Here is a 24,759-nt window from a genome sequence, read left to right as displayed (position 1 = left end):
TACACTTTCTTTTTTCCTTGATGCGCAACCAGCCACACAACGAAAGTGCCTAATCATTAAAGAAATATTGGTAGATCGAGTCTAACCGGTCGTTGAGGTCGTCCGCCTCTGTACTATCAAAATAATGATCCATTGCAGAATCAATCATTTTTAAATATCTTGTTAGATAATCCGATAGATTTTTTTCATCTCGTTGGATTGAACCTGCATGTTTAAAGGCACGAACGAACTTATGATTTGTTTGTTCGTTGCCACTGTCACAATCCGGCTGCTGATGATTCTGCTCGATCGCGCTGATACGTCCGAAAAAATCATTAAATAAAGCATTGAGATTTTGATTTTGCGTTCTGGAGCTGATTTTCAGCACGGCGTACTGACCGTCATTTTCATTTTTAAATTCATACATATAAATGATTTTAGGCCGGTATTTATACTTTAGGCTCTTTCCAAAATAGATGCTATTATTCTGATTCGTTTGATTGATATTTAATTCACCCGCCATATTTTCACTGATCGATTCCAAGACTGAATGAATTTTTTGCTCTGGCGTTTTGATCCCAAGATAACTCGCCAATATATCATTAACCAGCTGAGAACGATTTGTTCCTTGAGTAAAGGCCAGATCATCAATCTGCTCGACAATATCATCAAATAACGTCAAGCTGTATAGGCTTTTCTTCATTTCTCCCACCTCGATTACAATTATGCACTCATCTATTTATTTTGTCAATCATTTTATATAAAAATACGTTCAATTTATTTATTGTTAAGAAAAAAGTCGCCCACTCATGAAGTGAACGACTTGCTATACATTCAAATTATACGATAATTAGATCTTTCAATTGTTCGTACAATTTATCGCCAATTCGATTGACATTCTTGATTTGGCTTGGGTCGCTAAATGCACCGTTTTTTGTTCTGTAATCGATGATATTCTGTGCTAAAACCTCTCCAATTCCCGGCAAGGCCATCAGCTGTTCCTTTGTTGCCGTATTAATATTGACCTTCGCTTGTGAGGATGTACCAGCCGTCTGAACCTGCTGCGTCTGCGTCTTTGTCGGGATGTTTAATTTCTGCCCATCTTTCAGTTTCGCCGCCAAGTTAACTGCGTCGCCGTCTGCATCACCAGTAAGGCCCCTTGCCGCATTGACTGCATCAATGCCCCGTGCATCCGCCTTTAATTGGTAAACTCCTGGCTGATTAACAGCCCCGGTTACGTGAACGTAAATTTTTGAACTGGATGACTCAACAGATGTTTCCTGTTCAGACGATGCAGCGGATTTAGACAACAGCAGTTCATTTTTTTGATAGGACTTGACACCGTAAATTGCAACTAAAGCTCCAACAATGACGACACCGACCAAGATTTTGATCCTATGCCGTTTTTGACGTTTCGAACGCGCATCCATGGCCATTCTCCTAAATTAATCGTTTTTTAAATGTTCAAGCCAAAGAATAAATAAATTTTCTACTTCCTTCTGTTTTAATCCGATTACCGAAACGTTATGATCAAGACCTTCTAAATAATAAACCAACTGATTTGCCCAAAAAGTCGAATCAACGGAATTGAGCTCTCCCCTTTCGTTGCCGTATACCAAAACCTGTGCGATTGTTTTAATAAATCGGTCGATCTGATTTCGTTTGACGTCTTGCTTTTCCGGGTGATTTTTGAAAAATGTATTGTAGCGCGCCGCCATATTTGGTTCTGGATCCCAAATTGCATTTTGGTAAACCTTAAATACTTCTTTTAATATATCAACAGCAGAACGCTGCTCCCACATCGAAATCGAAACAGCATCTAAAAGCGTATGGGTATCGCGTTCAAAAAGCGTCACAAAAATTTCAGACGGTGACGCAAAATAACGGTAGATGCCTCCGTGACTGATACCGCAGGCGTTAATGATCGCTGTCATCGTCACTTGATCGAAATCTTGATTTAAAAATATTTTTCTCGCCTGTTCTAGAATTAAATCTCTTTTCTCTTCCGCTTTACGGCCCAACGCTTAAACCCCTTCAATATGCTAGTTTTCGTTATTGCTATTATACAAGAATTATTGAAAACGTTCAAATAAATATATATTGATTTACAACCGAATTTTTTCAGCCTGATCCACAGCTTCTTGAATCATGCGCTCCGCATCATCCATCATCGCGGCTTCTCCGGCAGCAATCTTCTTTAAATTCGGATGAGTTTCGGGATGTTTCGGGACAAAAATCGTACAGCAGTCTTCGTACGGCAGAATAGAAGTTTCAAATGTCCCGATATCCTGGGCGATTTCCACAATTTCCTGTTTGTCCATTCCAATCAAAGGCCGGAGGACTTCCATGCCAACAACACTGCCCGTTGCTGACAAGCTTTCCTGTGTCTGGCTCGCAACCTGTCCAAGACTTTCGCCGGTAATCAATGACAGTGATCCTGTTTTTCTCGCAATGATTTCTGCAATGCGCATCATGAAGCGGCGGATAATCAATGTCGTCTGCCGTTCCGGACAAACTTCAACAATTTTTGTCTGAATATCTGTAAATGGCACAACGTACAGATCAAAATGCCCGGTGTAGCGCGTCATAATCCGTGCTAAATCGACGACCTTTTCCTTCGCACGGTCCGATGTGAACGGGAAACTGTGAAAATACACGGCGGTCAATTTTACGCCGCGCTTCGCCATCATATAACCCGCCACAGGGCTGTCGATCCCTCCGGACAACAGCAGTGCCGCCTGCCCAGAACAGCCGACTGGAAGACCACCGCGCCCTTTGACAAATTGCGAATAAATGTATGCGGATTCCCGGACTTCAACCCAAATTTCTCGGTCCGCGCCTTTCATTTTAACTTTTTTACCCTGCCCGTCATAATGTTTGAGGACAACGCCTCCCAAATGACGACCGATTTCCGGAGACGTCATGGGAAAACGCTTATCTGAACGTTTGACGCATATTTTAAAACTGTCAAAGGGTGCACGATCTGCTTCTTCCAGAACAACTGGCTCGATCTGCTCCATCTGACTGTCAACGACGGTCGCCGGGCTCAATGAAACGACGCCAAACACACGGCTAACCGCATCGACACCCTGATCCAGCTCGGTATCACTGATGTGCACAATAATGCGCCCTTGAATTTTCTCTACCTTCACGCTTTCCAAATGGCTCAGAGCGCCGCGGATATTTTTGACCAATAAATCAATAAACGTATGCCGATTTAACCCTTTTAAGGCAATCTCACCGTACCGTACAAGAATAACGTGTTCTCTGTTTTCCATCATTGTTCCTTTACTTAATGAATTTTGCAAATTTTCTAAGCTGCTGTGCTTCCCCGATTATGATCTCGACCCCTTGTTTAACTTCATCAAAAGTTGTCAGTGCCGAGAAAGATATCCGAATGGTCCCTTCAATATAACTTGGGGACAGCCCAATGGCCTTCTGGACCTGATGTTTTTCTTTTTTGTGCGTCGAACAGGCTGAGCCTGTTGAAATATAAACACCCTTGGCTTCGCATGCATGCAAAAGGACCTCACCCCGCACACCTTCAATAGCGACGCTCATCACAGCCGGACTGCGCTTTTCTTCGTCCTGAGGCCCCAATATTTTAACGTTTTCCAAGGTATCCATCAGCGTGTTTTCAACATAACGCCGATATTGAACCAGCCTTTTGATGACATCATGCGATTCCCAAAGTTTGACCGCTTCGTCAAATCCGACAATGCCCTGAACATTTTCTGTCCCGCTGCGAAGGCCGTGTTCTTGTCCGCCTCCGAATACAAGTGGTTTAATCGGCCACCCTTCTCTCAAATAAACTGCACCGATTCCTTTGGGTCCGTTAATTTTATGGCCACACAAAGTTACACCGTCTAACTGCGCCTTTTCAACGTCGATCGGACATTTCATAAAACCCTGCACAAAATCAGAATGAAAAAAGCAATCCGGGTTGTGATCCTTGATGATTTTCCCCAAAGTCTCAAGCGGCTGGAATGTTCCCAATTCGTTGTTGACGCCCATAATCGAAACGAGCAGTGTGTGTTCGTCAACTACTTCTGACAAATCTTGAGGGTCAACGAATCCCGCCTCATCCACAGGGAGCCAAATCACCTTGACGCCACGTTTTTCATAATCCGAAAAAACTTCCCGCACCGCTGGATGTTCAATGATCGTTGTGACAATTGACCCGTTTTCTAAAGCCGATGGCCGTTTTCTGTCCAAGACGCCGCGAATTAATAGGTTATCGCCTTCACTGCCGCCAGAAGTGTAGATGATCCGGCGATCTGCATCTCCCTTCGCGTGAATTGCGGCCATTAACTGCGCCTTACACGCCTGAATTGCCTTTTCTTCATTAAGTCCCGGTTTATACATCGCCGAAGGATTGAAATAATCTTGCTGAAAGCTTTTAACCATCCGTTCGACGACTTGCGGCGCAGACTTTGTCGTCGCAGCATTATCTAAATAACATATCTCACTCATTAAATTCTCCTAAGCTTTCTTGCGTTCTCTTTATCTTATTACAAAAAAAAAGAGCCGTCAATTCTACAATTGACAGCTCAATTATCTGTTCTAGGCTTCAGCTGGTTTTTGTTTTGGCTGAGGCTTTTTGACAGGCTTTAATCCTTTGCGCGGTGCAACTTTTCGACCTTCTTTAATCAAGGCGTGTGTCGGGCATTTCTTGACACAAGCGCCGCAATTTGAGCATTTCGAATAGTCGATCACCGCTAAATTGTTCTGAACGTGAATGGCGTCAAACATGCACGTCTTTTCACACAACCCGCAGCCAATACAGCCGACTTCGCAATTTTCGCGAACCGTTTTCCCTTTTTCTGTTGACTGGCAGTCGACATGAACAATTTGATCTTTTGGAATCAATGTCATGACGTTTTTAGGGCAAATATCGACACATTTCCCGCACGCAACGCAGTTTTCGATATTGACACTCGGAAGCATTTTATTCGTCATGTGCAGGGCATCGAATTCACATACCGAAACACAGGATCCCAAGCCGATACAGCCAAAACGGCATCCCTTCGGCCCGCCATTGGCGACAACAGCTTCGTTGCAGTCTTTCAGGCCGTAGTATTCTGTCCGTCTCGGTGCTTTTTCGCAATCGCCGCCGCAGAGTACCTGCGCGACGTTAGGCATCGCATCACTGACTTCTTCACCCATAATGGCACCGACTTGTTCTGCAACTGAAGCGCCGCCGACAGGGCACGCATTGACAGGTGCTTCACCTTTAACTATAGCTGCTGCACATCCATCACATCCAGGATAACCACAACCACCGCAGTTTGCGCCAGGGAGTACAGCGCGAACCTGAGGAATACGTTCATCTTCTTTTACTTCAAATCGCTTTGCCGCAATGGCCAAGGCCACACCAATAATGAGCGCCATAATGCCTAATATAACGACAGGAACGATAATTTGACTAGCCATTTAATTTCCTCCTTTTTCTTCCTTATAGCATGCCAGAAAATCCGAGGAATGAAATGGCCATCAAGCTCGCTGTAATCATGGTAATAGGAAATCCCTGGAAAGCTTCTGGGACATCCGAGACTTCGGCTCTTTCACGAATTGCTGCCATTAACACAATGGCCAGTGTATAGCCGATTCCACCTGCTGCACCATTCACAACAGATTCAATAAAATTATAACTGTTTTGAATATTCAAAGTGCAAACACCCAAAACAGCACAATTTGTTGTGATCAGTGGCAGATAAATCCCCAATGCCTGATATAGAGACATACTTGATTTTTTTATAAACATTTCAACCAACTGGACCAGCGCTGCAACAACCAAAATAAAAGCGATTGTCTGCAGGTATTCCAGACCAAGTTTTGATAAAATGCCATATTGAATCACATAAGTAATGGCTGACGCCAGCGTCATAACGAAAATAACGGCAATCCCCATTCCAATTGAGGTATCAACTTTTTTAGAAACACCTAAAAATGAACAAATCCCTAAAAACTTTGATAACAAAAAGTTATTAACAAATACGCCGGCAATTAAAATTGTAAAAATTCGCATAATGGATACTTCTCCTTTTTGCTATTTCTTATTCTGCAACAACTTCACTGCTGGCAGTTAACTTTTCTTCTTCCGCAGCTTTTGCCTTTGCTCTTTTACGGCTGATTCCAACTTGATTAAGAATTGCCATCAAAATACCGTATGTCAAAAAAGCACCTGGTGCCAATATAAAGATTAATGCGGGCTGATAGCCTGCGGGCATTACATGGATACCGAAAATAGAACCAGCGCCAATCAATTCTCGAACAGAGGCGATAAAGGTATCAGCAAGTGTGAAACCAAGTCCCATTCCAGCACCGTCCAGAATAGAATCGATCGGCCCATGAGAATATGCAAAGCCTTCAGCGCGTCCCATGATAATACAGTTCACAACGATCAATGGAATAAAAATGCCGAGAGTTTTGTACATCGCAGGCGTAAAAGCATGCATTACCATATCGACAATCGTAACAAATGATGCGATGATCACGACAAAAGCCGGAATTCTAACATTATCTGGAATAACCTTTCGCAATAGAGAGATGACAAGATTCGAGCAAATCAAAACGAAAGTCGTTGCCGCTCCCATTGCGATGCCGTTCATCGCGGCCGTTGTAATCGCAAGCGTTGGACAAGTCCCCAAAACTAAGCGAAAAACAGGGTTTTCATCAAGGATACCGTTTGTAAAATATTTAATTTTTTTCATTATTTGGCCTCCTTTGAAAGAACGCGATAGACTTGATTGGATGTATTTAAACCAAGTGTAACCGCTCTAGATGTGATCGTTGCTCCTGCAAGGGCTTCGATCTGATTATTTGAAGTCTTACTCCCGTGTTTAGCAACCGTATAAGTGGTATCTGCCGACAATCCCTTGAATTGTTTTTGGAAGCTGGGTTCTGTACATCTTGCGCCGAGGCCAGCGGTTTCCGAATTGGAAACAACTGTTATGCCTGTTGTTTTTCCCGATGTATTAAAGCCGAACAGCAGTTCAACTTCCCCACCATAACCTTTTGGTGCAACTTTAACGGTATAGCCAACCAACTTGCCGTTTTTGTAGCCTTTATATGCTTCGCTGACAATACCGGCATTGGATTTGGATGCTTTTTTTGCGATTGCCTTAATATCTTTTACTTCTGTAAATTTATCGGCACCTTTCAATACTTTCTGACGCGCTTCAATGTTGGTCTGTTTTTCCTGTTCTGCAATTTTCGACTTCGTCACGGCATTGGTCATTCCGAGTAGAGCCGCTGCAACCGCAGAAATAATCAAAAGGATTAAAGCGACGTGAATAACGTGTTTAACATCTAATTTATCTTTTTCCATGACTCACACCTTCTCATTCGCTTTTTTCTTTTTCATAACCGTAAATTCTCGGTCTGGTAAATCGTTCAATCAATGGCGTTGCGACGTTCATCAGAAGAATGGAATAAGAAACACCTTCCGGATAGCCGCCAAACATTCGAATCAGCATGGTCATCAGGCCGCATCCAACAGCGTAGATCACTTGGCCCGTTGCCGTCGTCGGTGACGTGACATAATCCGTTGCCATGAAAATTGCACCGAGCATCAGCCCACCTGAACAAATCATGAAAATCGGATCCTGCCCAAACGGGAAAGAAAGCAGCGCAACGGTTCCAATATAAATCACAGGAATCCGCCAATTGATGACTTTTCTAATGATCAAGTAGACACCACCGATCAGCAGTGCTAAGGCTGAAATTTCACCAATGGCACCGTATACGCCGTGCAGCCCTAAGAACATATCCAAATTGCTTGGCAGTTTTGACAGATTTGCCCCTTCCTTCAAGATACCAAGCGGCGTCGCCGATGTCACGGTATCTGTAAGCGGAATAAAAGCTGTCCCCGTCATATGTGTCGGCCATGAGGATAACAAAAACGCACGTCCAGCCAAGGCCGGGTTGACAAAATTGTGTCCTAATCCGCCGAAAAGCTGTTTGACAACAACAATGGCAAAAACGCTGCCAACGACGCACATCCACCATGGTGCCTGAATCGGCAGGTTATATGCTAGTAGAATCCCTGTGACCACGGCACTGCAGTCATTAATGGTCACATCGCGGTGCATGATTCGTTCTGTGATCGCTTCGGACGCTACGCAGGTCACCACACACAATGCCACAATCAATAGCGCTTTTGCTCCAAACACAATCACGGCTACAATCAGAGCCGGAATGAGTGCAATAACAACATCGCGCATAATACCTGCTGTTGTCGCTTTCGCGCGAATATGCGGCGAAGATGAGACTGTCAGCATCATATTTTCATTATCCATTAGACTTCACCGCCTTCTTCTTTCTTTCAGCTTGAACTTGACGCTTGCCAACACGAATAGACGAAACGATTGTGCGCTTAGCCGGACAAATAAACGAACAGCTTCCGCATTCAATACAGTCGAGTGCATGGAATTCTTCACACCGATCCCAACGTTTTTTCTGAGCAAACGCACTAATCAAAAACGGCTGTAAATGGATCGGACAAACCGACGCACATCTGCCGCAGCGGATACATGCAGACGGTTCTGGAATATAGGCCGCTTCTTTCGACAAGCATAAAATACCGGATGTTCCCTTCATGACCGGGATATCCGTGCGCTGCATCGCAACCCCCATCATCGGACCACCGGAAATCACCTTGCCAACGGGTTTGGAAAAACCGCCGCATTGGTCGATCACTTCTTGATATGGTGTGCCGACCTTCACCAGCATCGTGCACGGTTCTTTTACTGCATCGCCTGTACACGTGACATAACGGCTGATTAATGGCATGCCGGTTTCAAAAGTCAAGGCAACCTGAGCTGCTGTCCCGACATTCATCACCACCACGCCAGCATCAGCTGGCAAACCGCCTGCCGGAACTTCCCGGCCCGTGACAGCCGTAATTAACTGCTTTTCAGCCCCTTGCGGATATTTAGTCGCAAGCTTTTGTACTTCAATGCCGTCGAGCCCTTCTGCTGCCTTGGCCACAGCCTCAATGGCCTGAGGTTTGTTGTTTTCAATCGCAATAACGCCTTTTGAAACATTTAAAGCGCGCATCGCAATCTGAAGCCCCTTCACCACACGATCTGGATGATCCTGCATCAGATGATCGTCAGCCGTTAAATACGGTTCACATTCCGCACCGTTTAATATCACGGTATCCACGTGTTTATCCGGTGAAACGGTCAATTTGACGTGTGTCGGGAAGGTTGCCCCGCCCATACCGACGATTCCGGCGTTTTTAATGATATCGATGATTTCTTTCGAACCGTACGCCGTATAAGGTTTATACGGCTGGATCGATGGATCAACGGTATCTTTTCCATCGGATTCGATGACAACTGAAAGCACGTTGTTCCCGTTTGGATGCGGACGTTCCTCTACAGCTTTCACCGTCCCAGAGACACTGGCAAACACTGGTGAGGACACAAAACCTGTGGCTTCGCCGACCATTTGTCCCATATAAACGGTGTCTCCCTTTTTAACAACCGGTTTGCAAGGCGCACCGATATGCAATGACATAGGGATCGTGACAACTGCAGGTTCTTTCGCTTTCCGAACCGGAACGGCATTCGTTAATTCCTTATTATAAGGTGGATGGATACCACCTTTAAAGGAACAGGTTTCCGTTTTTTGCAAGTCAAACACCTCTACTTATAAATTTTCCTCATTATTTTAACATTCTTAAAAGAAAATGAACAGTATATTTTATACCATCAAGAAAACGTTTGCTATCATACATATGGTACTATTTTTTAATATCTCGGCAATTATAGCTATATATTGTATTTCTGTAAACAATTAGATAATTAAGAAATCCGCGTTTATATAAAAAAACAAGCGGCGATTACGCCGCTTGTCTGTTAATTAATACATTTCCTCACCATTTGTAATTGAAAAACGTGCGGTAAGCTTTGTACGTCATATACGCGTCAATCTTTGTACTCTGTTCCCACGGGGCATGCATCGAAAGAATCGGTGTTCCGCAGTCAACTACTTCCATGTCATAAGCAGCCAGCATATAAGCGATGGTTCCGCCGCCGCCTAAATCTATTTTACCCATTTCGCCCAGCTGCCATGTCACGCCGCCTTCATCGAAACATTTTCTGAGCTTTCCCAAAAATTCCGGATTCGCATCGCTTCCGCCAGATTTTCCTCGAGCGCCGCCGTATTTATTGACAGCAACCCCTTTTCCCGCAAAGGTTGCGTTATACATGTCGTGCGTGCTCGGGAAATTCGGATCGTAGGCGGCCGTTACGTCTGCAGATAAGCAGAACGAATGTGATAAACAGCGGCGAACTAAAAGAGAATTTGATCCATCAGACTGGAGCGCCACCAATTCCGCCAGCGTGTTTTCAAAAAATCGGGACTGCATACCGGTATTGCCATAACTGCCGATTTCTTCTTTATCTGCTAAAATAACGCATTGTGTTTTCTGCGGCGTGTCTGATGCGTCGAGCATTGCCCGGACGGCTGCGTAAGAGCAGATTCTATCGTCTTGGCCGAATGCAAGGATCATCGAGCGGTCAAAGCCAATATCTCGGGATTTTCCAGCTGGTACAATTTCAAATTCTGCGGATGCAAAATCATCTTCGGTCATTTGATAGTGTTCATTTAAATATTTTAACACTGTCGCTTTAACCGCTTCGCCATCTTCTTCACCGCTGAGGGGTCTGCTGGCGATCATCGGATTAAGCTGTTCACCTTCAAAAGCCTCGGAGACTTTCTTTTGATTCAGCTTTTGAGATAAATGGGGCAACAAATCTGAAATACAGAAAACCGGATCGTCTGGCGCGTCGCCAATGGTTATTTTCACCACGGTGCCATCTTTTTTAACGACTGTGCCATAAAGCGCCAGAGGCAGGGTTAACCATGGATATTTCTTGATGCCGCCGTAATAATGGGTTTTAAAATAAGCGATATTTGAATCTTCGTACAGCGGCATGGGTTTAAGGTCCAGTCTCGGACAATCCATGTGTGCGCCAACAACGGCCATGCCTTGTTCCAGCGGCTCCTCGCCGATTTTAAACAGCATGACCGTTTTATTTCGGTGCATAGCGTAAATTTTATCGCCGCTTTTTATTTCGCCTGATTCAATAGCCTGTTCAATCGAACGAAATCCGGCTTCTTTTGCTAATTTCACGGCATTTTCCGCACAAAGCCTCTCTGTCTTGCCCGCATCCAGAAATGCCTTGTAGTCTTCCGCATAATTCAGAACCTTTTGGTCTTCACCTGGTTCCAGTTTTTTCCAACCAAGTTTAAATTCAGCGCCAAGCGCCTTATTCATTGTTTGTGCTGCCATTGATTGCCTCCTGTCATTTTTTTCTTATGCTTTAATGCCTTCAACTGCAATCCAGCGCTCGCCCGGTTTAACGTGGATTGCAATATCGGCAAATCCTGTTTTTTCAAAAACGTCGATAAATCCATCGAGATCCAAATTACGCATCTCATATGCCTGAATATTGTCTAAAACGGACTGCGGCAGACCAACGTGATCGTACACTTCTGCGATCAACAGAAAATGTCCGCTGGGTTTTAAGACGCGGTAAACCTCTTGCATGTCGGTTTCAAAATCCGGCCAGAAATAATAACTTTCCACCGTCACAATTTTATCAAATGTGTCGTCCGCAAAAGGCATATCGGAAACAGAGGCCTCAATCACCTCAAGTTTCCCCGCGTCAATGAGGGCCTGATTAAACTGGCGTGTCGCCTCAACAGAAGTTTTCGCGTAGTCAATACCGACAAAGGTGCCGTCCTTGACCATCGTCGATAACCTGGCTATACATGCGCCGCCGCCACAGCCAATATCGAGCACCCGGTCTTTTTCGCCAAACTGCAAATGGGATAAGGCCCACTGCGTCATCGGCCCGTGACTGTCGTTCATACGCTCGAGCATCGCACGGCCTGCTTCGCCAGTCGGGTGATTGGGACGGCCGGCCTCTGTGATCTGTTGTTCCGAATATTCTTTTTTTAATTTTTCTGTTAAATCTGCCACGTGCTTTTTCTCCGCTTCTGTATAAGTTTCTTCTGGTTTAAGGTTTCCGAAATTCAACGCGTCAATTTGTTTTTGAAGCTGAGCCTTTAAATCCTGCTGTACGCTCTTTTCTCGATCTGACAGCTGACTCTTCGCCTGTTTTTGTTTGAGCGTTTTCAACTTTGAAACTTTTTTATTCACGTTTTCCCTCCTGCTTTCTCAGTCAAGGGCATGAAGTTTTTCCGGTTTGACAAATCCCGCATCAACCAATTGCTGGAGCGAAAGCATTAATCCGAGCTTGCCGTGGGCGTGAGTTAAGCCGCCCTGAAAATAAACGATGTAGGGTTCTCGCATCGGCGCATCTGCTGACAGTTCAATCGACGATCCCTGAATAAAAGCACCAGCGGCCATGATCACCGGCACGTCGTACCCCGGCATATCCCACGGAACCGGCGTTACAAAGGAATCGACCGGCGCCGCCTTTTGAACTGCCTGACAGAAAACTTCAACAGCCTTTGGATCACCCAGCCGAATACTTTGAATGATGTCCGACCGGTAATCGTCCACGTCCGGACAAACTGGATAACCAAGATTTTTATAAACCGCACCGACCAAAATCGCCGTTTTCATCGCCTGAGAAACAATATAAGGCGCCTGAAAAAAGCCTTGAAGGAATGTTCTGGTAATGCCAAGGGTCGCTCCTGTTTCGCCACCAATACCAGGTGCTGCCAAACGATTGGCGCAAAGCTGAACCAAATCAGCCCGGCCTGCCGTATAACCGCCCGTCGGTGCCAAACCGCCGCCTGGATTTTTGATGAGCGAGCCGGCCATTAAATCGGCCCCGACCGCGACCGGTTCCTTTTCATCTAAAAATTCTCCATAGCAATTATCAACGAAAATCACAACTTTCGGCCATTTAGCTTTAATAGCTGTGCAGATTCTCTGAATTTCAGATAAAGTGATGGCTTTCCGCCAGCTGTAGCCGGTTGAACGCTGAATGTAGACCATTTTCGTTTTTTCAGAAATGGCATTCATGATTTTTTCTGTGTCAAAAATCCCGTCCGCCATTAATTCGATCTGATTGAAAATCACGCCCAAATCGGTCAGCGTACCTTTTCCCTTTTCTTCTCCTTTTGCGCCGATAAAGGTTCGGACCGTATCGTAGGGATCTCCACTAATCGACAAAAGCTCGTCTCCTGGACGGAGCACACCGTACAGGCAAAGCGAAATGGCGTGAGTTCCGCAGGTGATTTGCGGACGAACCAGAGCTGCTTCGCAGCCAAAAACATCGGCGAAAATTTTTTCTGTGGCTTCCCGACCTTCGTCATCGTAGCCGTAGCCTGTCGTCGGATGGAAATGGCGATCGCTCAGACCGACTTTCTGCATCGCCTGAATCACCTTAAACTGATGGTACTCCGCCAGTCTGTTCCAATGGGCCATGCGATCTGAAATTTTTGCTTCCGACTTTTCGACAAAATCAATCACTTCTTTTGAAATATGAAAATTTTCAGCTAAATAGCTTTCAATAAGAGTATCGTTCAATGTTGTATTCCCCTTTGTAATTCTCAATGTATTGTATCATTTGATCGGCTAATTGTTCACGGTCTTTGTTTTTTTCTACGTCGAACCAATGAATATCTGTGTTTTTTCTGAACCACGTCAGCTGCCGTTTCGCAAAATGCCGTGTGTCGCGTTTGAGTATTCTGACCTGTTCCTCTAAAGTAGCTTGTCCTTTCAAAACCGGCACGATTTCTTTATACCCCAGCGCCTGCATCGATACAAGAGCTGGATCATACCCATCATTTAAAAGACCGCGAACCTCCTCAACCAAGCCATCTTTTATCATTAAATCGACCCGTTCGTCGATCCTTTGATATAAAACGTCCCGCGACATTTGAATGCCTAAAAGCAGATAATCAAAGGGCAAATCAATTTTTCGCACCTGGCCTTCCCAATAGGTCTTGGTTTTGCCTGTTGTCTCATAGATTTCAAGCGCGCGAATGACACGCTTATGATTATGTGGATGAATTTTTGCCGCAGCCTCTGGATCGATTTGTTCTAAACGCTTGTAAATAGCCTCTGGCGGCTGTGTGTTGTACGCCGCTGTCAACTTTCTCCGAATTTCTGGATCTGTCTTAATATCTGGAAAGCCCCATTTCTGCGTCAACGCATTAATGTACAGTCCCGTTCCGCCGACGATTATCGCTGTTTTTCCTCGATCGACGATATCGTGAATCGCCGCAATCGCGCTGTCTTTGTAATCCGCCACACTAAAAGCTTGATCCGGCTCGACAAAATCCATTAGATGATGGACAATTCCCTGCTTCTCTGTTTCAGTCGGTTTGGCCGTTCCAATATTCATTCTTCGGTAAATCTGCATCGAATCCGCTGATACAATTTCTCCGTCGAAATGTTTAGCAATATCAATAGAAAGACTGGTTTTCCCCGACGCCGTTGGTCCGACAATTACCGGAACAACCGGCTTTTCTCCTTTCTGCCGCTTATTCATGAAACCACCCTTTTAAAAAATTTTTCCAATTCGTATTTTTTTAAATACAAAATAATCGGCCGTCCATGGGGACAGGTATAGGGATTTTCTAATGTCATTAAATCATTTAAAAGCTTTCTAATCTCGCGCTCATCCAATTCCTGATTCCCCTTGACTGCTGCTTTGCAGGCCATGGTTGCAATTTTTAGCCACTGCTTTTCTTTTAGCGCAGGGTCTCCTGTCATGATATTTTCAATCCACATCGGAAGCAACTCCGCCGACTGCGGCTCTCCAAGCAAAACCGGCACACTTTTCACACACAATGACGTTTCGCCGGACACTTCGCAAAAAAATCCCTTTGCCTCGAGCTGCGTTTGAAGGGTATCCAATTGCAAGACCATTTCTCTCGACACATCGACAACTTCAGGCACTAACAAGGCTTGCGAAGGAACGCGTTCGCTGCCCATCATTTTTTTCTTGAGATTTTCAAACATAAAGGCCTCATGGGCGGCGTGCTGATCAATTAAAACGGCAATGTCTTCTTTTTCCAAAAGAATAAAAGTTTTAAATAATTGTCCAATAATCCGTGTGCCCGATAAATCCAGATGAGGCCGACCGACTTCAGCCGCCTGCTGATCATACAGCGGCTGCTGTGCTGCCGCGCGATATTGCGTCCGATTTTCTGTTACTTCCGAAGGCGTGTCTTTAATTGCCGTTCGTTGAAATTGACCTGCCTTTTCAGGTATTTTAATTGGGCGCTGTGGTTTTAGATCAAGAGGTGTTTTTTGAAAACCCGAAAGCATTGTCTGCTCTGGTGCTTCGCAAACCTTCGGCAATGGCGAATTGGGCTCGATGTACGCCTCCGTTTTTTGCACCTCTGGCGATGGCGCGATCTTTTCACTCAAATCAACGGTTAAATCCATTTGCTGAACCGCGCGCCGAATTTCCTGGCGAAACAGAATATCAACCAAGCTTTGATTCAGTATTCCGATTTCCATTTTTGAAGGATGCATGTTGACGTCCAACATTCTGCCCGGCAGCGTCATGAAAATGATGCCCACCGGGTGTTTGTGATTCATCAGGTACCCTTGATAAGCTTCTTCAAATGCCCGCGAGAGTCCGCGGTTTTCAACGGTTCGGCCGTTAATGAACAAAATCTGCCGGTCTTTCGAACTGCGCATACTGGTTAAGTCGCCGATATACCCCTGTAATTCCATGGGTTCGTTTTTTGCGTCCAATTTCTTAAGCGATTTAAAAAAAGATCGGCCGTACAAGCATTCGATCACGCTTTGGAGACGGCCATCTCCCGGCGTCGAAAAAATTTTTCGCCCGTCTGAGATAAAATCAAAGGCAATTTCAGGATGGGACAATGCGATCCGCCCCATCACCTGGTGAATAACCCGTTCTTCCGTCTTGTCTTTCATCATGTGCTTCTGTCTAGCCGGCACATTATAAAATAAATCTCTGACACAGATATCTGTCCCTTTGTCGTATGGCAGCACCCGCTGTGCGGTACAGTGTCCACCTTCAAAAGTCGTTTCACTGCCAAGCTCCTCTGATTTTGAAATGGTGCGGATCGTCACTCGGGAAATCGCCGCGACACTGGCCAACGCCTCCCCGCGAAATCCCAAGGTTTCCAAATGATTTAAATCTTCGATCTGAGAGAGCTTGCTCGTTGCGTGCCGCGCGAAAGCCAGCTTAACCTCATTGTATCGGATGCCTTCACCATTATCGCGGATGCGAATGCTGCGCTTGCCGCCTTGTTCGATATCGACACGAATGCGGTCACTGCCCGCATCAATGGCGTTTTCCGCCAGCTCCTTGACGACAGACGCTGGGCGGACAATAACCTCACCCGCTGCGATCTTTTCAATGGTCGCCGGTGCCAACATTTTAATTTTCAACATCTCGCTCCTTTTTATGACTCTGTCTCAGGTACTGTTAATTCTGTTTTTAATGTACTGAGCAGGTTAAGTGCTTGAATCGGCGTCATGCTGTTTAAATCCGCCTCACAAATCTGAGACAACACTTCCTTTTCTGCCGGCTTCATCTCATTTTCAGGCTCTGGCTTTGAATTTTTCGGCACCATTTCCGTAAAAAAACCGATTTGATTGTCATTCTCAGGAAATGCTGGGTCTTTTCTATACAAACTAGAGACCGGTGCTTCAGCCTCCAATTCCTCTAAAATCGCTTTCGCCCGCTGGGTCACGATTTTAGGAAAACCCGCCAGTCGAGCGACCTCAATGCCATAACTTTGATCGGCCGGTTGGTGACGAATCTTTCTTAAAAACACAACACCTTCAGGTGTTTCTTTTAGACCGATACTTAAATTTTTAACCCCTGGCTGCTGATCTTCTAATTGCGTGAGTTCATGATAATGCGTTGCGAACAGCGTCCGCGCACCAATGGTCAATGGATTAGACAGATACTCTGCCACCGCCCACGCAATGCTGACGCCGTCAAAAGTGCTGGTGCCACGGCCGATTTCATCCAAGATCACGAGGGAATGCTGTGTCGCATTTTTTAAAATATTGGAAACTTCAGACATCTCGACCATAAAAGTGCTCTGACCTGTCGTAAGGTCGTCCGATGCTCCGATTCTTGTGAAAATGCGGTCGCAAATCCCGATATGGGCACTGTCCGCTGGAACGAATGAGCCAATCTGCGCCATCAGCGTAATGACTGCCACTTGTCTGATATACGTGGATTTTCCAGCCATATTGGGCCCCGTGATCAACATCATCCTATTTTCTGCTAAATCAAGTAAACAGTCGTTGGATACAAAGGTACCCTCGTCCATTAGCATCTCGGCCACTGGATGACGGCTGTTGTACATTTCAATGACCCCATCGTCCGCAATTTCCGGCTTCACGTAATGATTGGAAACAGCAACTGCGGCAAGAGAATAAAGGGCGTCCAAGAAGGCGACGTCGTGAGCACGCTTTTGAATCCGCTTAATCTGCGCCATGATTTTTTCCCGGATATCAGAAAAAATCTGATACTCAAGCTGGGAAAGCCGCTGCTCTGCGCCGAGAATTTTTGTCTCCATCTCCTTTAATTCGGGTGTGAAAAACCGTTCAGAATTGGCTAGGGTCTGTTTTCGAATATAATGCTCCGGGACCAAGTCCAAATTACTTTTGGTCACTTCAATGAAATAGCCAAAGACCCGATTGTATTTCACCTTCAACGATTTGATGCCGGTCTTTTCTCGTTCTGCACCCTCCAGATTCTTCAGCCAGTCTTTGCCTTTGCTCTGTGCCTCTCTATATTCATCAATTTCCTGATTGTAGCCCGTCTTAATCACGCCGCCGTCTTTCAAAACGAAAGGCGCGTCGTCTGAAATGCCTGACGCGATGAGCTGGTAAATGTCTTCGAGATCATCCGCCTGACCAAAGGCCTGCTGAAGCTTTGGCGCTTGAATGCTGTTGATGCAGTCTCGCAATGCCGGAAGCATGCCAACCGACTGTTTAAGTGACAGCATGTCTTTCGGATTCACCGTTCCAAAAGAAATCTTTCCACAGATCCGCTCCAAGTCGTAAATTTTCCCCAGTATCATTTTAAAATCCTGGAGTACCCCTGGATTATCCACCAGTTCTGCCACATATTGCTGGCGGATTTCAATTTTATCTCGATCGATTAATGGCGCTTCGATCCATTGTCTGAGCATTCTGCCGCCCATCGCCGTCGTCGTCTGATCCAAGACCCAAAGAAGACTGCCGCGCTTTTCGACATGTCTCAAGGTTTCAGTCAGTTCCAAATTGCGCCGCGTCGACAAATCCAAGAGCATGTACTCGCTGGTTTTATAAAAAGAGATGTGATTGATATGGGTTAAAACTTTTTTTTGAGACGATTCAATATAATCCAAAAGCGCCCCCGAAGCCCGAACTGCCTCGTCATGATCCTTTAATCCCAGAGCATCCAGCGCAAAAACGTGAAACTGCTCTTTAACCACTTCTTTTCCGGAATCGAGCTGATAATGCTGATCGGCATACAGCGACACCATACAATTAAAACGCATTTTCAGCTGATGGACAAATTTTGACTGCTTGAACAGACTTGAACTCATGATGATTTCCGACGGACCGATCTTTCCAATTTCACCCATCAGCTCATTCTGTTCAGGTGTGTTCGGAATTTCCGTCGTATTAAAATCTCCTGTTGTCAAATCGACGTAAGCCAGCCCGATACTGCCCCGTCCGCCGTAAAGCGAAGCAAGATAATTATTTTCCTTCGCTTTAATCGCACCGTCTGAGGTAATGGTGCCCGGCGTAATGACTTTGATGATTTCACGTTTGACTAAGCCCTTGGCTAAAGACGGGTCTTCCATCTGTTCGCACACGGCAACCTTGTAACCTCTTTCGACCAGCTTGGCAATATACGGTTCTGCCGCATGATGGGGCACGCCGCACATCGGCGCCGGTTCATCCAGTCCACATTGTTTTCCTGTCAGCGCAATTTCAAGCACCTTAGATGCCGTCAGCGCATCATCAAAAAATGTTTCGAAGAAGTCCCCGACTCTAAATAACATAATGCAATCCGGCACCTGCTCGTGCATTTTCAGATACTGCTGCATCATCGGCGTTAAACCCATCTTTACCACTTCCTTTTTTTATACTAAATTGCTGTCCCGTCAAGGCTGAAAGTTTTAGCTCGGTCGATGTGCACCGGAATAATCGTGCCGATGGTTTGATCATCACCGGAAAAATTGACCAATTTTCCGTTTTTCGTCCGTCCGGATAGCTTATTGGGATTATGTGCACTCTTGCCTTCGACGAGCACCTCAACATCCTGATCTTTAAACCACGCATTCTGATCATTGCCGATTTGATGTAATACGTCCAGCAGCCGATTGATCCGCTGATGCTTGATTTCATCAGAAATCTGGTTATCCATTTCAGCTGCAGGCGTCCCGCTGCGCTTGGAATAAATAAATGAAAAGGCTGAATCGAATTGGCACGCCTTGACCACATCGAGAGTTTCTTCAAAATCTTCTTCTGTTTCCCCTGGAAAGCCCACAATAATATCCGTTGTAATGGACACATGAGGGATCCGGTCTCGGATTTTCTGAACCAGCGCAATAATCTGTTCTTTGGTATATCCGCGATGCATCGCTTTCAAAACGCGGGTTGATCCGCTTTGAATCGCCAAATGAATCGACGGGCAGACCTTCTCGCAAGTTGCGATGGCTTCGATGACTGCATCGCTCATATCCTTGGGGTGACTGGTCATGAAACGGATTCTCCGCAGTCCCTCAATTTGATTGACATCCCGGAGCAAATCCGCAAACCCGTAGCCATCGTGGCGGTCGTTGCCGTAAGAATTCACATTTTGGCCCAGCAGCATCACTTCCAGACATCCGTCTTCCACCAAATGCGTAATTTCTTCGATAATTTTCTCGTGCGGACGGCTGACTTCCCGCCCCCGCGTATACGGAACAATGCAGTAGGTGCAAAAATTGTTGCATCCCTTCATGATCGAAACATAGCTCTTAAACGGGAATTTCCGGTCGACTGGCAGATTTTCAGCCAGTCCCTGATCGTCATCGTAAATTTCGATGGTGCGTCTGCGGGTTTCAATGAACTCTTCCAACAGCTGCGGAAAATGTTCGATATTGTGCGTCCCGAAGACGATATCCACCTGTGGGTTTTTCTCTTTAATTTGTTTGACGATGGCCGGCTGCTGCATCATGCAGCCGCAGACTGCCAGAATGAGATCAGGATTTTTCTTTTTAATATGCTTAAAATTGCCCACATTGCCGAAAAAACGTTCATCCGCATTCTCCCGGACACTGCAGGTATTCATCACCACAACGCCAGCATTTTTTTCGTCGTCCGTCGGGGTGTAGCCCATTTCCTTCAGCATTCCCGATATTTTTTCAGAATCATTCTCATTCATCTGACAACCGTAAGTAATGATTTTATAAGTTTTATTCATTCGCATTCCTTTTGTAAATTATGTATACTCTCCGGTAAAATGTCGAGCAAGTCCGTCGCGTTCAGCGCGCACTGACCCAATTGATCTGCCGCGATATCTCCGGATAATCCGTGCAGATAAACGCCGAGCCTGGCCGCTTCTCCTGAACTAGCCGTCTGAGATATCAGCCCTGCAATGATTCCGGTCAAAATATCGCCACTTCCAGCTGTCGCCATCCCTGGGTTGCCCGTCGTATTAAACCAGATTTCGCATTGTGCCGGATCATCCCCGTGCGGCACAAAGATTCGCGTGCGGTACCCTTTCAGTACGAGAACAACCTTGTATTTTGCGGCGAATGCCGAAGCGATTTCTGTACTGTTTTCTCGATACGCGTCCTTAGAAATATCGCATAGCCTGCAGAATTCCCCAGCATGAGGCGTTAAGATCACAGGTCCCTTATGCTCTAACAACACCGATTTGATTTTCGTCAAATGATATAAGCCATCTGCATCGATGACAACCGGTTTTCCTGTTTCAATCAGCCACTTGATCAGATCCACATAAAGCATTTTCCGTCCGATACCCGGCCCGATCACATAAGCGGTTGCCCTTTGTTGTTTAAGCTGACTGATGATATTGTCCTGTGTGTAGGGCTTAACCATGACCTCCCAAGGCATTTGTGCTGCAACAATATCGTAAATACTTTCCGGCACCCAGGTCGTCACTAAGCCGGCACCTGATTTTAAACAGGCCGCCGAGCTCATCAGACCGGCGCCGATCATGCCGCGGCTCCCTGCAACGATTGAGACCGCGCCGTAATCGTATTTATTGGAATTTTTAAGACGCTGTCGTATCAGCGGGACACTTTTTTCATCTAATATTTTTTTCTGCGACGCCGTGTACTGCTCCGAGATACCCACATCCAAAACAGTTGGCTGTCCCAAGAAATCCGGCCCGTCTTCCAAAAGCATCCCCATTTTCGGATTTTGAATGATTAAGGTTCGATCTGCCTCAATAGCCTGGCCGACCGTTAAGCCATTGCTGCCTCTAAGCCCAGAAGGAATGTCTATAGCATAGACCATCGCTTTAGAACGATTGACACAGGCAAACAGTGCTGCGACATTCGGATACAGCGGCCGATTTTTTAGTCCATTTCCCAAAACCGCGTCGACGATGACGTCCGCATCGCAGATCATTGCTTCTATTTCGTCATTGAGCTCACTGAAAAAACTAAAAGGCACACCGGTTTCTTGCAACCGCTTAAAATTGCGCTCTGAATTCGGCGTAAAATGATCGGGATTGCCGACAAATAAAACCCGAACGCGTCTGCATCTGTTAAAGCACAGCCTTGCGACAACCTGTCCGTCGCCGCCATTGTTTCCCGCACCACACAAGACTAAAATATTGGCACTGTCCGCTGTTTCTCGGTCGATGACATCAAAACAGCGATGTCCCGCTCTTTCCATGAGTTCATAATCGGCAATTCCGTGAGCGATGGTCTGTCGATCCATTTCACTCATTTCGGCCGGCGTCACCACTTTCATATGTGCTCCTTTTCTTTAATAAATGGTCATAAAACAACAAAAAGCAAGGCAGCTGCCTTACTTTTTGTTTGCAATATTCTTATTGATTATTCAGAGAGGATGTCGGCTTTGCTCCGATATTTATTTGATAAACTTGCTGAATGCCATCTTTCGTTAATTCGATTTTATTGGCATTGTTGTAGAGATCGCCGATAATAAAAGAGGACATCAATAAAATCAACGCAAAAGCCACAATAAAATAAACAATTAAATCGCGTACTTTATGTTCGCCTTGTCCCATCAGAACACCTTGTTCCTTTCTTTAGATTATGCCTCTGCCCAGTTATGGAAAACTTCCTGAACGTCGTCGTTATCTTCGAACATTTCCAACATTTTTTCCATTTTCTGGCTATCTTCATCCGAGAGTTCTGTTTCAGTCGACGGAATCTGAGCGATTTCCCCAGAAACGACGTCGTATCCGGCGGCCTGAATCTGATCGAGGACACTGGCAAAGTCTGCCGGTGCCGTCTTGATTTCGTAACCATCCTCTGACGTTTCCATGTCTTCCGCACCGGCGTCTAACGCCGCCATCATCAACTCGTCCTCATCGATATCGTCAGACTTTTCGATTAAAATTCTGCCGGCCCGCTCAAACAAATAGCTCACGCAGCCGTTTGTACCCAAATTGCCGCCGTTCTTATCGAAAATATGCCGTACATCGCCAGCCGTTCTATTTTTGTTGTCGGTCAACGCCTGAACAATGACTGCAGCTCCGCCGGGGCCGTATCCTTCGTATGTGATTTCTTCGAAAACCGCATCGCCCAATTCACCGGAACCTTTTTTAATAGCGCGGTCAATGTTGTCGTTCGGCATGTTGGCGGCCTTTGCTTTCGCAACGGCTTCACGAAGCTTTGAATTCATTTCCGGATCGCCGCCGCCTTCACGAGCAGCAACTGCAATCAGCTTCGCCATTTTTGTGAAAATTTTTCCTTTGGCCGCGTCCTGTTTTCCTTTTCTATTTTTAATGTTGTTCCATTTTGAATGTCCAGACATTGTATACCTCCGAATTATATTAATTTATTTTACCATCATTTCATGAGATTTTATTATATCATAGGCGAAACAATGATTCAAATTTGCGCAAACAAAAAGCACAGCGTCCGCTGTGCCGTTTCAGCATTATAGTTCTATGTCGTTGAGAATGTTTTTAAGTTCGGCCAGTTCATCGACCGTCAAAGTGATCCCTTTGCGCATTCTTTCATGGTTCGGCGCCCAATCGCGAATATCATATTTTGGTTCTCTACCATTCCAGCTGACTTTATTGAGCTCTTTCTGCCAACCGTTGCTCCCCTCTGACAGCACGCCGCATTCTTCGACAACTTCGTATTCAAATGCCATTGCAATTCCTCCTTGGTCGTAACGATCTCTTATTCGAGACCTTCTGATTCATAAATTTGAAATAAGTCATCACATCCGCCCACAAATTGATCGTTAAGAAAAACGTATGGAACGGTTGTCTGGCCTGTCTTTTCGATTAAAGCTTGTTTCTGATCATCCTGTCCCCAGATGTTGTGATCCGTGTAAGGGATATTCAACTGATCCAAAAGCCCTTTGGCCCGTCTACAATATGGACAGGTTGGCCAAGTGTACAGTTCTGCTTTTTGTACTTTCATTGCAGTGTTTCCTTTCTGCTTTGGTTTAATATTTACCTGGTTTATTATTTCTCAAATTATAGCGAATGCATCCGTCGTTTTCAATTCTTTTCTAAGATTTTTTGAGCGCAGCTTGCATTCTTTTTCCGTCTCTGGCGAAGGTTACCGCGGTTTGCTCCGATATTTCGCCATTTTTCCAAAGGCGAATCAAATCAGCCTCCATGGTCTGGCTGCCGAACCGCCTCTCCGTCAGCATATAGTTGTAGAGTTGTTCCTGCGCATTCTGACGAATTAAATTCTGGACAGCAGATGTCACGACAAGAATCTCGGACGCGCAAACCCGTCCCTTCTGATCCTTTTTCGGCAATAGCTGCTGCCACAGCACGGCTTTTAAATTCATCGATAAAACTTGGCGCATCTGCGCTGCCTGATTGTGCTCAGGAAAAAGGGAGAGGATACGGTCAATCGCGCCATCTGCTGTCGGGGTGTGCAAAGTCGAGAAAATGAGATGCCCTGTTTCCGCCGCTTCCAGCGCGATTTTCACCGTCTCGGCGTCACGCATCTCACCGATTAAAAGCACATCGGGATCTTCCCGCAGGGCAGCACGTAGTCCTTGGCGATAATTTATCACGTCACGTCCGATTTCCCGCTGATGCACCATCGCCTTTCCCTTTGGATACAGATATTCAATGGGATCTTCCAGCGTAATCATGTGAACAGGCTTTATCTTATTAATTTGATTCAATATTGACGCAAGGGTCGTCGATTTTCCAGAGCCGGTTGGCCCGCAAATAAGCACGAGACCCTTTTGAATTTCAGCAAACCGACTTACAATTGCAGGCAGTCCTAATGTTTCAAGACCAGGAATGGCTTCGGACAAAAGTCGAATAGCCAAAGCCAGCGATCCACGTTGAAAATATATATTAATCCGACAGCGGATTTTTCCAATATCCCGTGTAAAATCTACCGACCCGTTTTGTCTTAACTTTTTAATCAGCGTACGGTTCTCCCCGATGAGTTCTTTCGCTAATGCCAAACAATCCTGCCGATTCAACACGGTCTGGTCCATATTGCGCAATGCCCCATCGATTCGACATTTCGGATGTTCGTTAACTGAAAAATGCACGTCACTGGCGCGGTGACGGGAGGCGATTATTATCCATTTATATGATTGCATGATAATCTCCACATCGTGATGTTCAGGTTAGGTAATCGTTTATATTTTAT

General features: G+C 45.5%; 24 protein-coding genes. All 24 read right to left on the bottom strand.

The features are described 5' to 3' along the window. Window positions 1-49 precede the first annotated feature (49 nt). The 24 genes from FYJ52_RS04475 to FYJ52_RS04360 all read right to left on the bottom strand — a co-directional run bounded on the left by FYJ52_RS04475 (window position 50) and on the right by FYJ52_RS04360 (window position 24,709). On the bottom strand, window positions 50-682 hold the full coding sequence (locus FYJ52_RS04475) for a ribbon-helix-helix domain-containing protein (protein WP_154576063.1): 633 nt from the start codon (window positions 680-682) through the stop codon (window positions 50-52). Window positions 683-818: 136 nt separating this feature from the next. Further along, entirely contained in the window at window positions 819-1,409 is a 591-nt protein-coding gene (locus FYJ52_RS04470; protein ID WP_205960758.1) for a ComEA family DNA-binding protein, read from the bottom strand. A 15-nt stretch (window positions 1,410-1,424) separates the two neighbouring features. Next, entirely contained in the window at window positions 1,425-2,000 is a 576-nt protein-coding gene (locus FYJ52_RS04465; RefSeq protein ID WP_154576061.1) for a TetR/AcrR family transcriptional regulator, read from the bottom strand. 84 nt (window positions 2,001-2,084) lie between these two features. Beyond that, window positions 2,085-3,257: a tRNA uracil 4-sulfurtransferase ThiI gene (gene thiI / locus FYJ52_RS04460; RefSeq protein ID WP_154576060.1), complete on the bottom strand. Its 1,173-nt coding sequence runs from the start codon at window positions 3,255-3,257 to the stop codon at window positions 2,085-2,087. 10 nt (window positions 3,258-3,267) lie between these two features. Next, window positions 3,268-4,452, bottom strand: a complete 1,185-nt coding sequence (locus FYJ52_RS04455) for a cysteine desulfurase family protein (RefSeq protein ID WP_154576059.1) — start codon at window positions 4,450-4,452, stop codon at window positions 3,268-3,270. A 90-nt stretch (window positions 4,453-4,542) separates the two neighbouring features. Then, entirely contained in the window at window positions 4,543-5,412 is an 870-nt protein-coding gene (locus tag FYJ52_RS04450; RefSeq protein WP_154576058.1) for an RnfABCDGE type electron transport complex subunit B, read from the bottom strand. A 22-nt stretch (window positions 5,413-5,434) separates the two neighbouring features. Next, complete coding sequence (gene rsxA, locus FYJ52_RS04445; protein ID WP_154576057.1) at window positions 5,435-6,007, bottom strand: electron transport complex subunit RsxA; 573 nt, start codon at window positions 6,005-6,007, stop codon at window positions 5,435-5,437. Window positions 6,008-6,035: 28 nt separating this feature from the next. Further along, window positions 6,036-6,692 (bottom strand): electron transport complex subunit RsxE, encoded by a 657-nt coding sequence (gene rsxE, locus FYJ52_RS04440; RefSeq protein WP_154576056.1) that lies wholly within the window; start codon window positions 6,690-6,692, stop codon window positions 6,036-6,038. Further along, window positions 6,692-7,309: an RnfABCDGE type electron transport complex subunit G gene (locus FYJ52_RS04435; protein ID WP_154576055.1), complete on the bottom strand. Its 618-nt coding sequence runs from the start codon at window positions 7,307-7,309 to the stop codon at window positions 6,692-6,694. The genes rsxE and FYJ52_RS04435 overlap by 1 nt, the downstream gene beginning before the upstream one ends. Window positions 7,310-7,322: 13 nt before the next feature. Further along, window positions 7,323-8,279: an RnfABCDGE type electron transport complex subunit D gene (locus FYJ52_RS04430; RefSeq protein ID WP_154576054.1), complete on the bottom strand. Its 957-nt coding sequence runs from the start codon at window positions 8,277-8,279 to the stop codon at window positions 7,323-7,325. Continuing rightward, window positions 8,272-9,621 (bottom strand): electron transport complex subunit RsxC, encoded by a 1,350-nt coding sequence (gene rsxC / locus FYJ52_RS04425; RefSeq protein WP_154576053.1) that lies wholly within the window; start codon window positions 9,619-9,621, stop codon window positions 8,272-8,274. Before rsxC ends, FYJ52_RS04430 begins: the two co-directional genes overlap by 8 nt. 241 nt (window positions 9,622-9,862) lie before the next feature. Further along, the gene (locus FYJ52_RS04420) at window positions 9,863-11,284 is read right to left on the bottom strand and encodes an aminopeptidase (protein WP_154576052.1); all 1,422 of its coding nucleotides are present in this window, start codon (window positions 11,282-11,284) and stop codon (window positions 9,863-9,865) included. A gap of 24 nt (window positions 11,285-11,308) precedes the next feature. Further along, window positions 11,309-12,157 carry a class I SAM-dependent methyltransferase gene (locus tag FYJ52_RS10295; RefSeq protein ID WP_328598760.1) on the bottom strand — a complete coding sequence of 283 codons (849 nt, stop codon included), beginning with the start codon at window positions 12,155-12,157 and terminating at the stop codon, window positions 11,309-11,311. An 18-nt stretch (window positions 12,158-12,175) separates the two neighbouring features. Then, window positions 12,176-13,498 carry a methionine gamma-lyase family protein gene (locus FYJ52_RS04410; RefSeq protein ID WP_154576051.1) on the bottom strand — a complete coding sequence of 441 codons (1,323 nt, stop codon included), beginning with the start codon at window positions 13,496-13,498 and terminating at the stop codon, window positions 12,176-12,178. Then, window positions 13,479-14,465, bottom strand: a complete 987-nt coding sequence (miaA, locus tag FYJ52_RS04405) for a tRNA (adenosine(37)-N6)-dimethylallyltransferase MiaA (protein WP_154576050.1) — start codon at window positions 14,463-14,465, stop codon at window positions 13,479-13,481. Before miaA ends, FYJ52_RS04410 begins: the two co-directional genes overlap by 20 nt. Next, window positions 14,462-16,351, bottom strand: a complete 1,890-nt coding sequence (mutL, locus tag FYJ52_RS04400; RefSeq protein WP_154576049.1) for a DNA mismatch repair endonuclease MutL — start codon at window positions 16,349-16,351, stop codon at window positions 14,462-14,464. The genes miaA and mutL overlap by 4 nt, the downstream gene beginning before the upstream one ends. A gap of 11 nt (window positions 16,352-16,362) precedes the next feature. Next, entirely contained in the window at window positions 16,363-19,035 is a 2,673-nt protein-coding gene (gene mutS, locus FYJ52_RS04395) for a DNA mismatch repair protein MutS (RefSeq protein WP_154576048.1), read from the bottom strand. A gap of 23 nt (window positions 19,036-19,058) precedes the next feature. Then, window positions 19,059-20,384 (bottom strand): tRNA (N6-isopentenyl adenosine(37)-C2)-methylthiotransferase MiaB, encoded by a 1,326-nt coding sequence (gene miaB, locus FYJ52_RS04390; RefSeq protein WP_205960757.1) that lies wholly within the window; start codon window positions 20,382-20,384, stop codon window positions 19,059-19,061. After that, entirely contained in the window at window positions 20,375-21,901 is a 1,527-nt protein-coding gene (locus FYJ52_RS04385) for an NAD(P)H-hydrate dehydratase (protein WP_154576046.1), read from the bottom strand. The genes miaB and FYJ52_RS04385 overlap by 10 nt, the downstream gene beginning before the upstream one ends. 79 nt (window positions 21,902-21,980) lie before the next feature. Beyond that, entirely contained in the window at window positions 21,981-22,181 is a 201-nt protein-coding gene (locus FYJ52_RS04380) for a hypothetical protein (RefSeq protein ID WP_154576045.1), read from the bottom strand. 26 nt (window positions 22,182-22,207) lie between these two features. Further along, a complete protein-coding gene (locus FYJ52_RS04375) occupies window positions 22,208-22,933 on the bottom strand; it encodes a YebC/PmpR family DNA-binding transcriptional regulator (protein ID WP_154576044.1) in 726 nt (241 codons plus the stop codon). A 126-nt stretch (window positions 22,934-23,059) separates the two neighbouring features. Further along, a complete protein-coding gene (locus FYJ52_RS04370; protein ID WP_154576043.1) occupies window positions 23,060-23,278 on the bottom strand; it encodes a YdbC family protein in 219 nt (72 codons plus the stop codon). Between the two features lie 29 nt (window positions 23,279-23,307). Next, entirely contained in the window at window positions 23,308-23,553 is a 246-nt protein-coding gene (locus tag FYJ52_RS04365; protein ID WP_154576042.1) for a glutaredoxin family protein, read from the bottom strand. A 91-nt stretch (window positions 23,554-23,644) separates the two neighbouring features. Continuing rightward, window positions 23,645-24,709, bottom strand: a complete 1,065-nt coding sequence (locus tag FYJ52_RS04360) for a type IV pilus twitching motility protein PilT (RefSeq protein ID WP_154576041.1) — start codon at window positions 24,707-24,709, stop codon at window positions 23,645-23,647. Between the last annotated feature and the right edge of the window lie 50 nt (window positions 24,710-24,759).

It is taken from the genome of Pseudoramibacter porci (genome assembly GCF_009696145.1).
Taxonomy (GTDB): domain Bacteria; phylum Bacillota; class Clostridia; order Eubacteriales; family Eubacteriaceae; genus Pseudoramibacter; species Pseudoramibacter porci.
Note: the sequence above shows the minus strand (reverse complement) of the source record. Positions and strands in the feature narration are given on the sequence as shown.

What these genes read in the sequence shown, in the direction of transcription:
- rsxA (WP_154576057.1), bottom strand. Translation starts at nt 6,007, where the DNA reads ATGCGAATTTTTACAATTTTAATTGCCGGCGTATTTGTTAATAACTTT.
- FYJ52_RS04430 (WP_154576054.1), bottom strand. Translation starts at nt 8,279, where the DNA reads ATGGATAATGAAAATATGATGCTGACAGTCTCATCTTCGCCGCATATT.
- FYJ52_RS04475 (WP_154576063.1), bottom strand. Translation starts at nt 682, where the DNA reads ATGAAGAAAAGCCTATACAGCTTGACGTTATTTGATGATATTGTCGAG.
- mutL (WP_154576049.1), bottom strand. Translation starts at nt 16,351, where the DNA reads ATGTTGAAAATTAAAATGTTGGCACCGGCGACCATTGAAAAGATCGCA.
- FYJ52_RS04360 (WP_154576041.1), bottom strand. Translation starts at nt 24,709, where the DNA reads ATGCAATCATATAAATGGATAATAATCGCCTCCCGTCACCGCGCCAGT.
- miaB (WP_205960757.1), bottom strand. Translation starts at nt 20,384, where the DNA reads ATGCGAATGAATAAAACTTATAAAATCATTACTTACGGTTGTCAGATG.
- rsxE (WP_154576056.1), bottom strand. Translation starts at nt 6,692, where the DNA reads ATGAAAAAAATTAAATATTTTACAAACGGTATCCTTGATGAAAACCCT.
- FYJ52_RS04370 (WP_154576043.1), bottom strand. Translation starts at nt 23,278, where the DNA reads ATGGCATTTGAATACGAAGTTGTCGAAGAATGCGGCGTGCTGTCAGAG.
- FYJ52_RS04380 (WP_154576045.1), bottom strand. Translation starts at nt 22,181, where the DNA reads ATGGGACAAGGCGAACATAAAGTACGCGATTTAATTGTTTATTTTATT.
- FYJ52_RS04435 (WP_154576055.1), bottom strand. Translation starts at nt 7,309, where the DNA reads ATGGAAAAAGATAAATTAGATGTTAAACACGTTATTCACGTCGCTTTA.
- FYJ52_RS04385 (WP_154576046.1), bottom strand. Translation starts at nt 21,901, where the DNA reads ATGAAAGTGGTGACGCCGGCCGAAATGAGTGAAATGGATCGACAGACC.
- FYJ52_RS04470 (WP_205960758.1), bottom strand. Translation starts at nt 1,409, where the DNA reads ATGGATGCGCGTTCGAAACGTCAAAAACGGCATAGGATCAAAATCTTG.
- FYJ52_RS04365 (WP_154576042.1), bottom strand. Translation starts at nt 23,553, where the DNA reads ATGAAAGTACAAAAAGCAGAACTGTACACTTGGCCAACCTGTCCATAT.
- miaA (WP_154576050.1), bottom strand. Translation starts at nt 14,465, where the DNA reads ATGAATAAGCGGCAGAAAGGAGAAAAGCCGGTTGTTCCGGTAATTGTC.
- FYJ52_RS04450 (WP_154576058.1), bottom strand. Translation starts at nt 5,412, where the DNA reads ATGGCTAGTCAAATTATCGTTCCTGTCGTTATATTAGGCATTATGGCG.
- FYJ52_RS04420 (WP_154576052.1), bottom strand. Translation starts at nt 11,284, where the DNA reads ATGGCAGCACAAACAATGAATAAGGCGCTTGGCGCTGAATTTAAACTT.
- mutS (WP_154576048.1), bottom strand. Translation starts at nt 19,035, where the DNA reads ATGGGTTTAACGCCGATGATGCAGCAGTATCTGAAAATGCACGAGCAG.
- FYJ52_RS04375 (WP_154576044.1), bottom strand. Translation starts at nt 22,933, where the DNA reads ATGTCTGGACATTCAAAATGGAACAACATTAAAAATAGAAAAGGAAAA.
- thiI (WP_154576060.1), bottom strand. Translation starts at nt 3,257, where the DNA reads ATGGAAAACAGAGAACACGTTATTCTTGTACGGTACGGTGAGATTGCC.
- FYJ52_RS04455 (WP_154576059.1), bottom strand. Translation starts at nt 4,452, where the DNA reads ATGAGTGAGATATGTTATTTAGATAATGCTGCGACGACAAAGTCTGCG.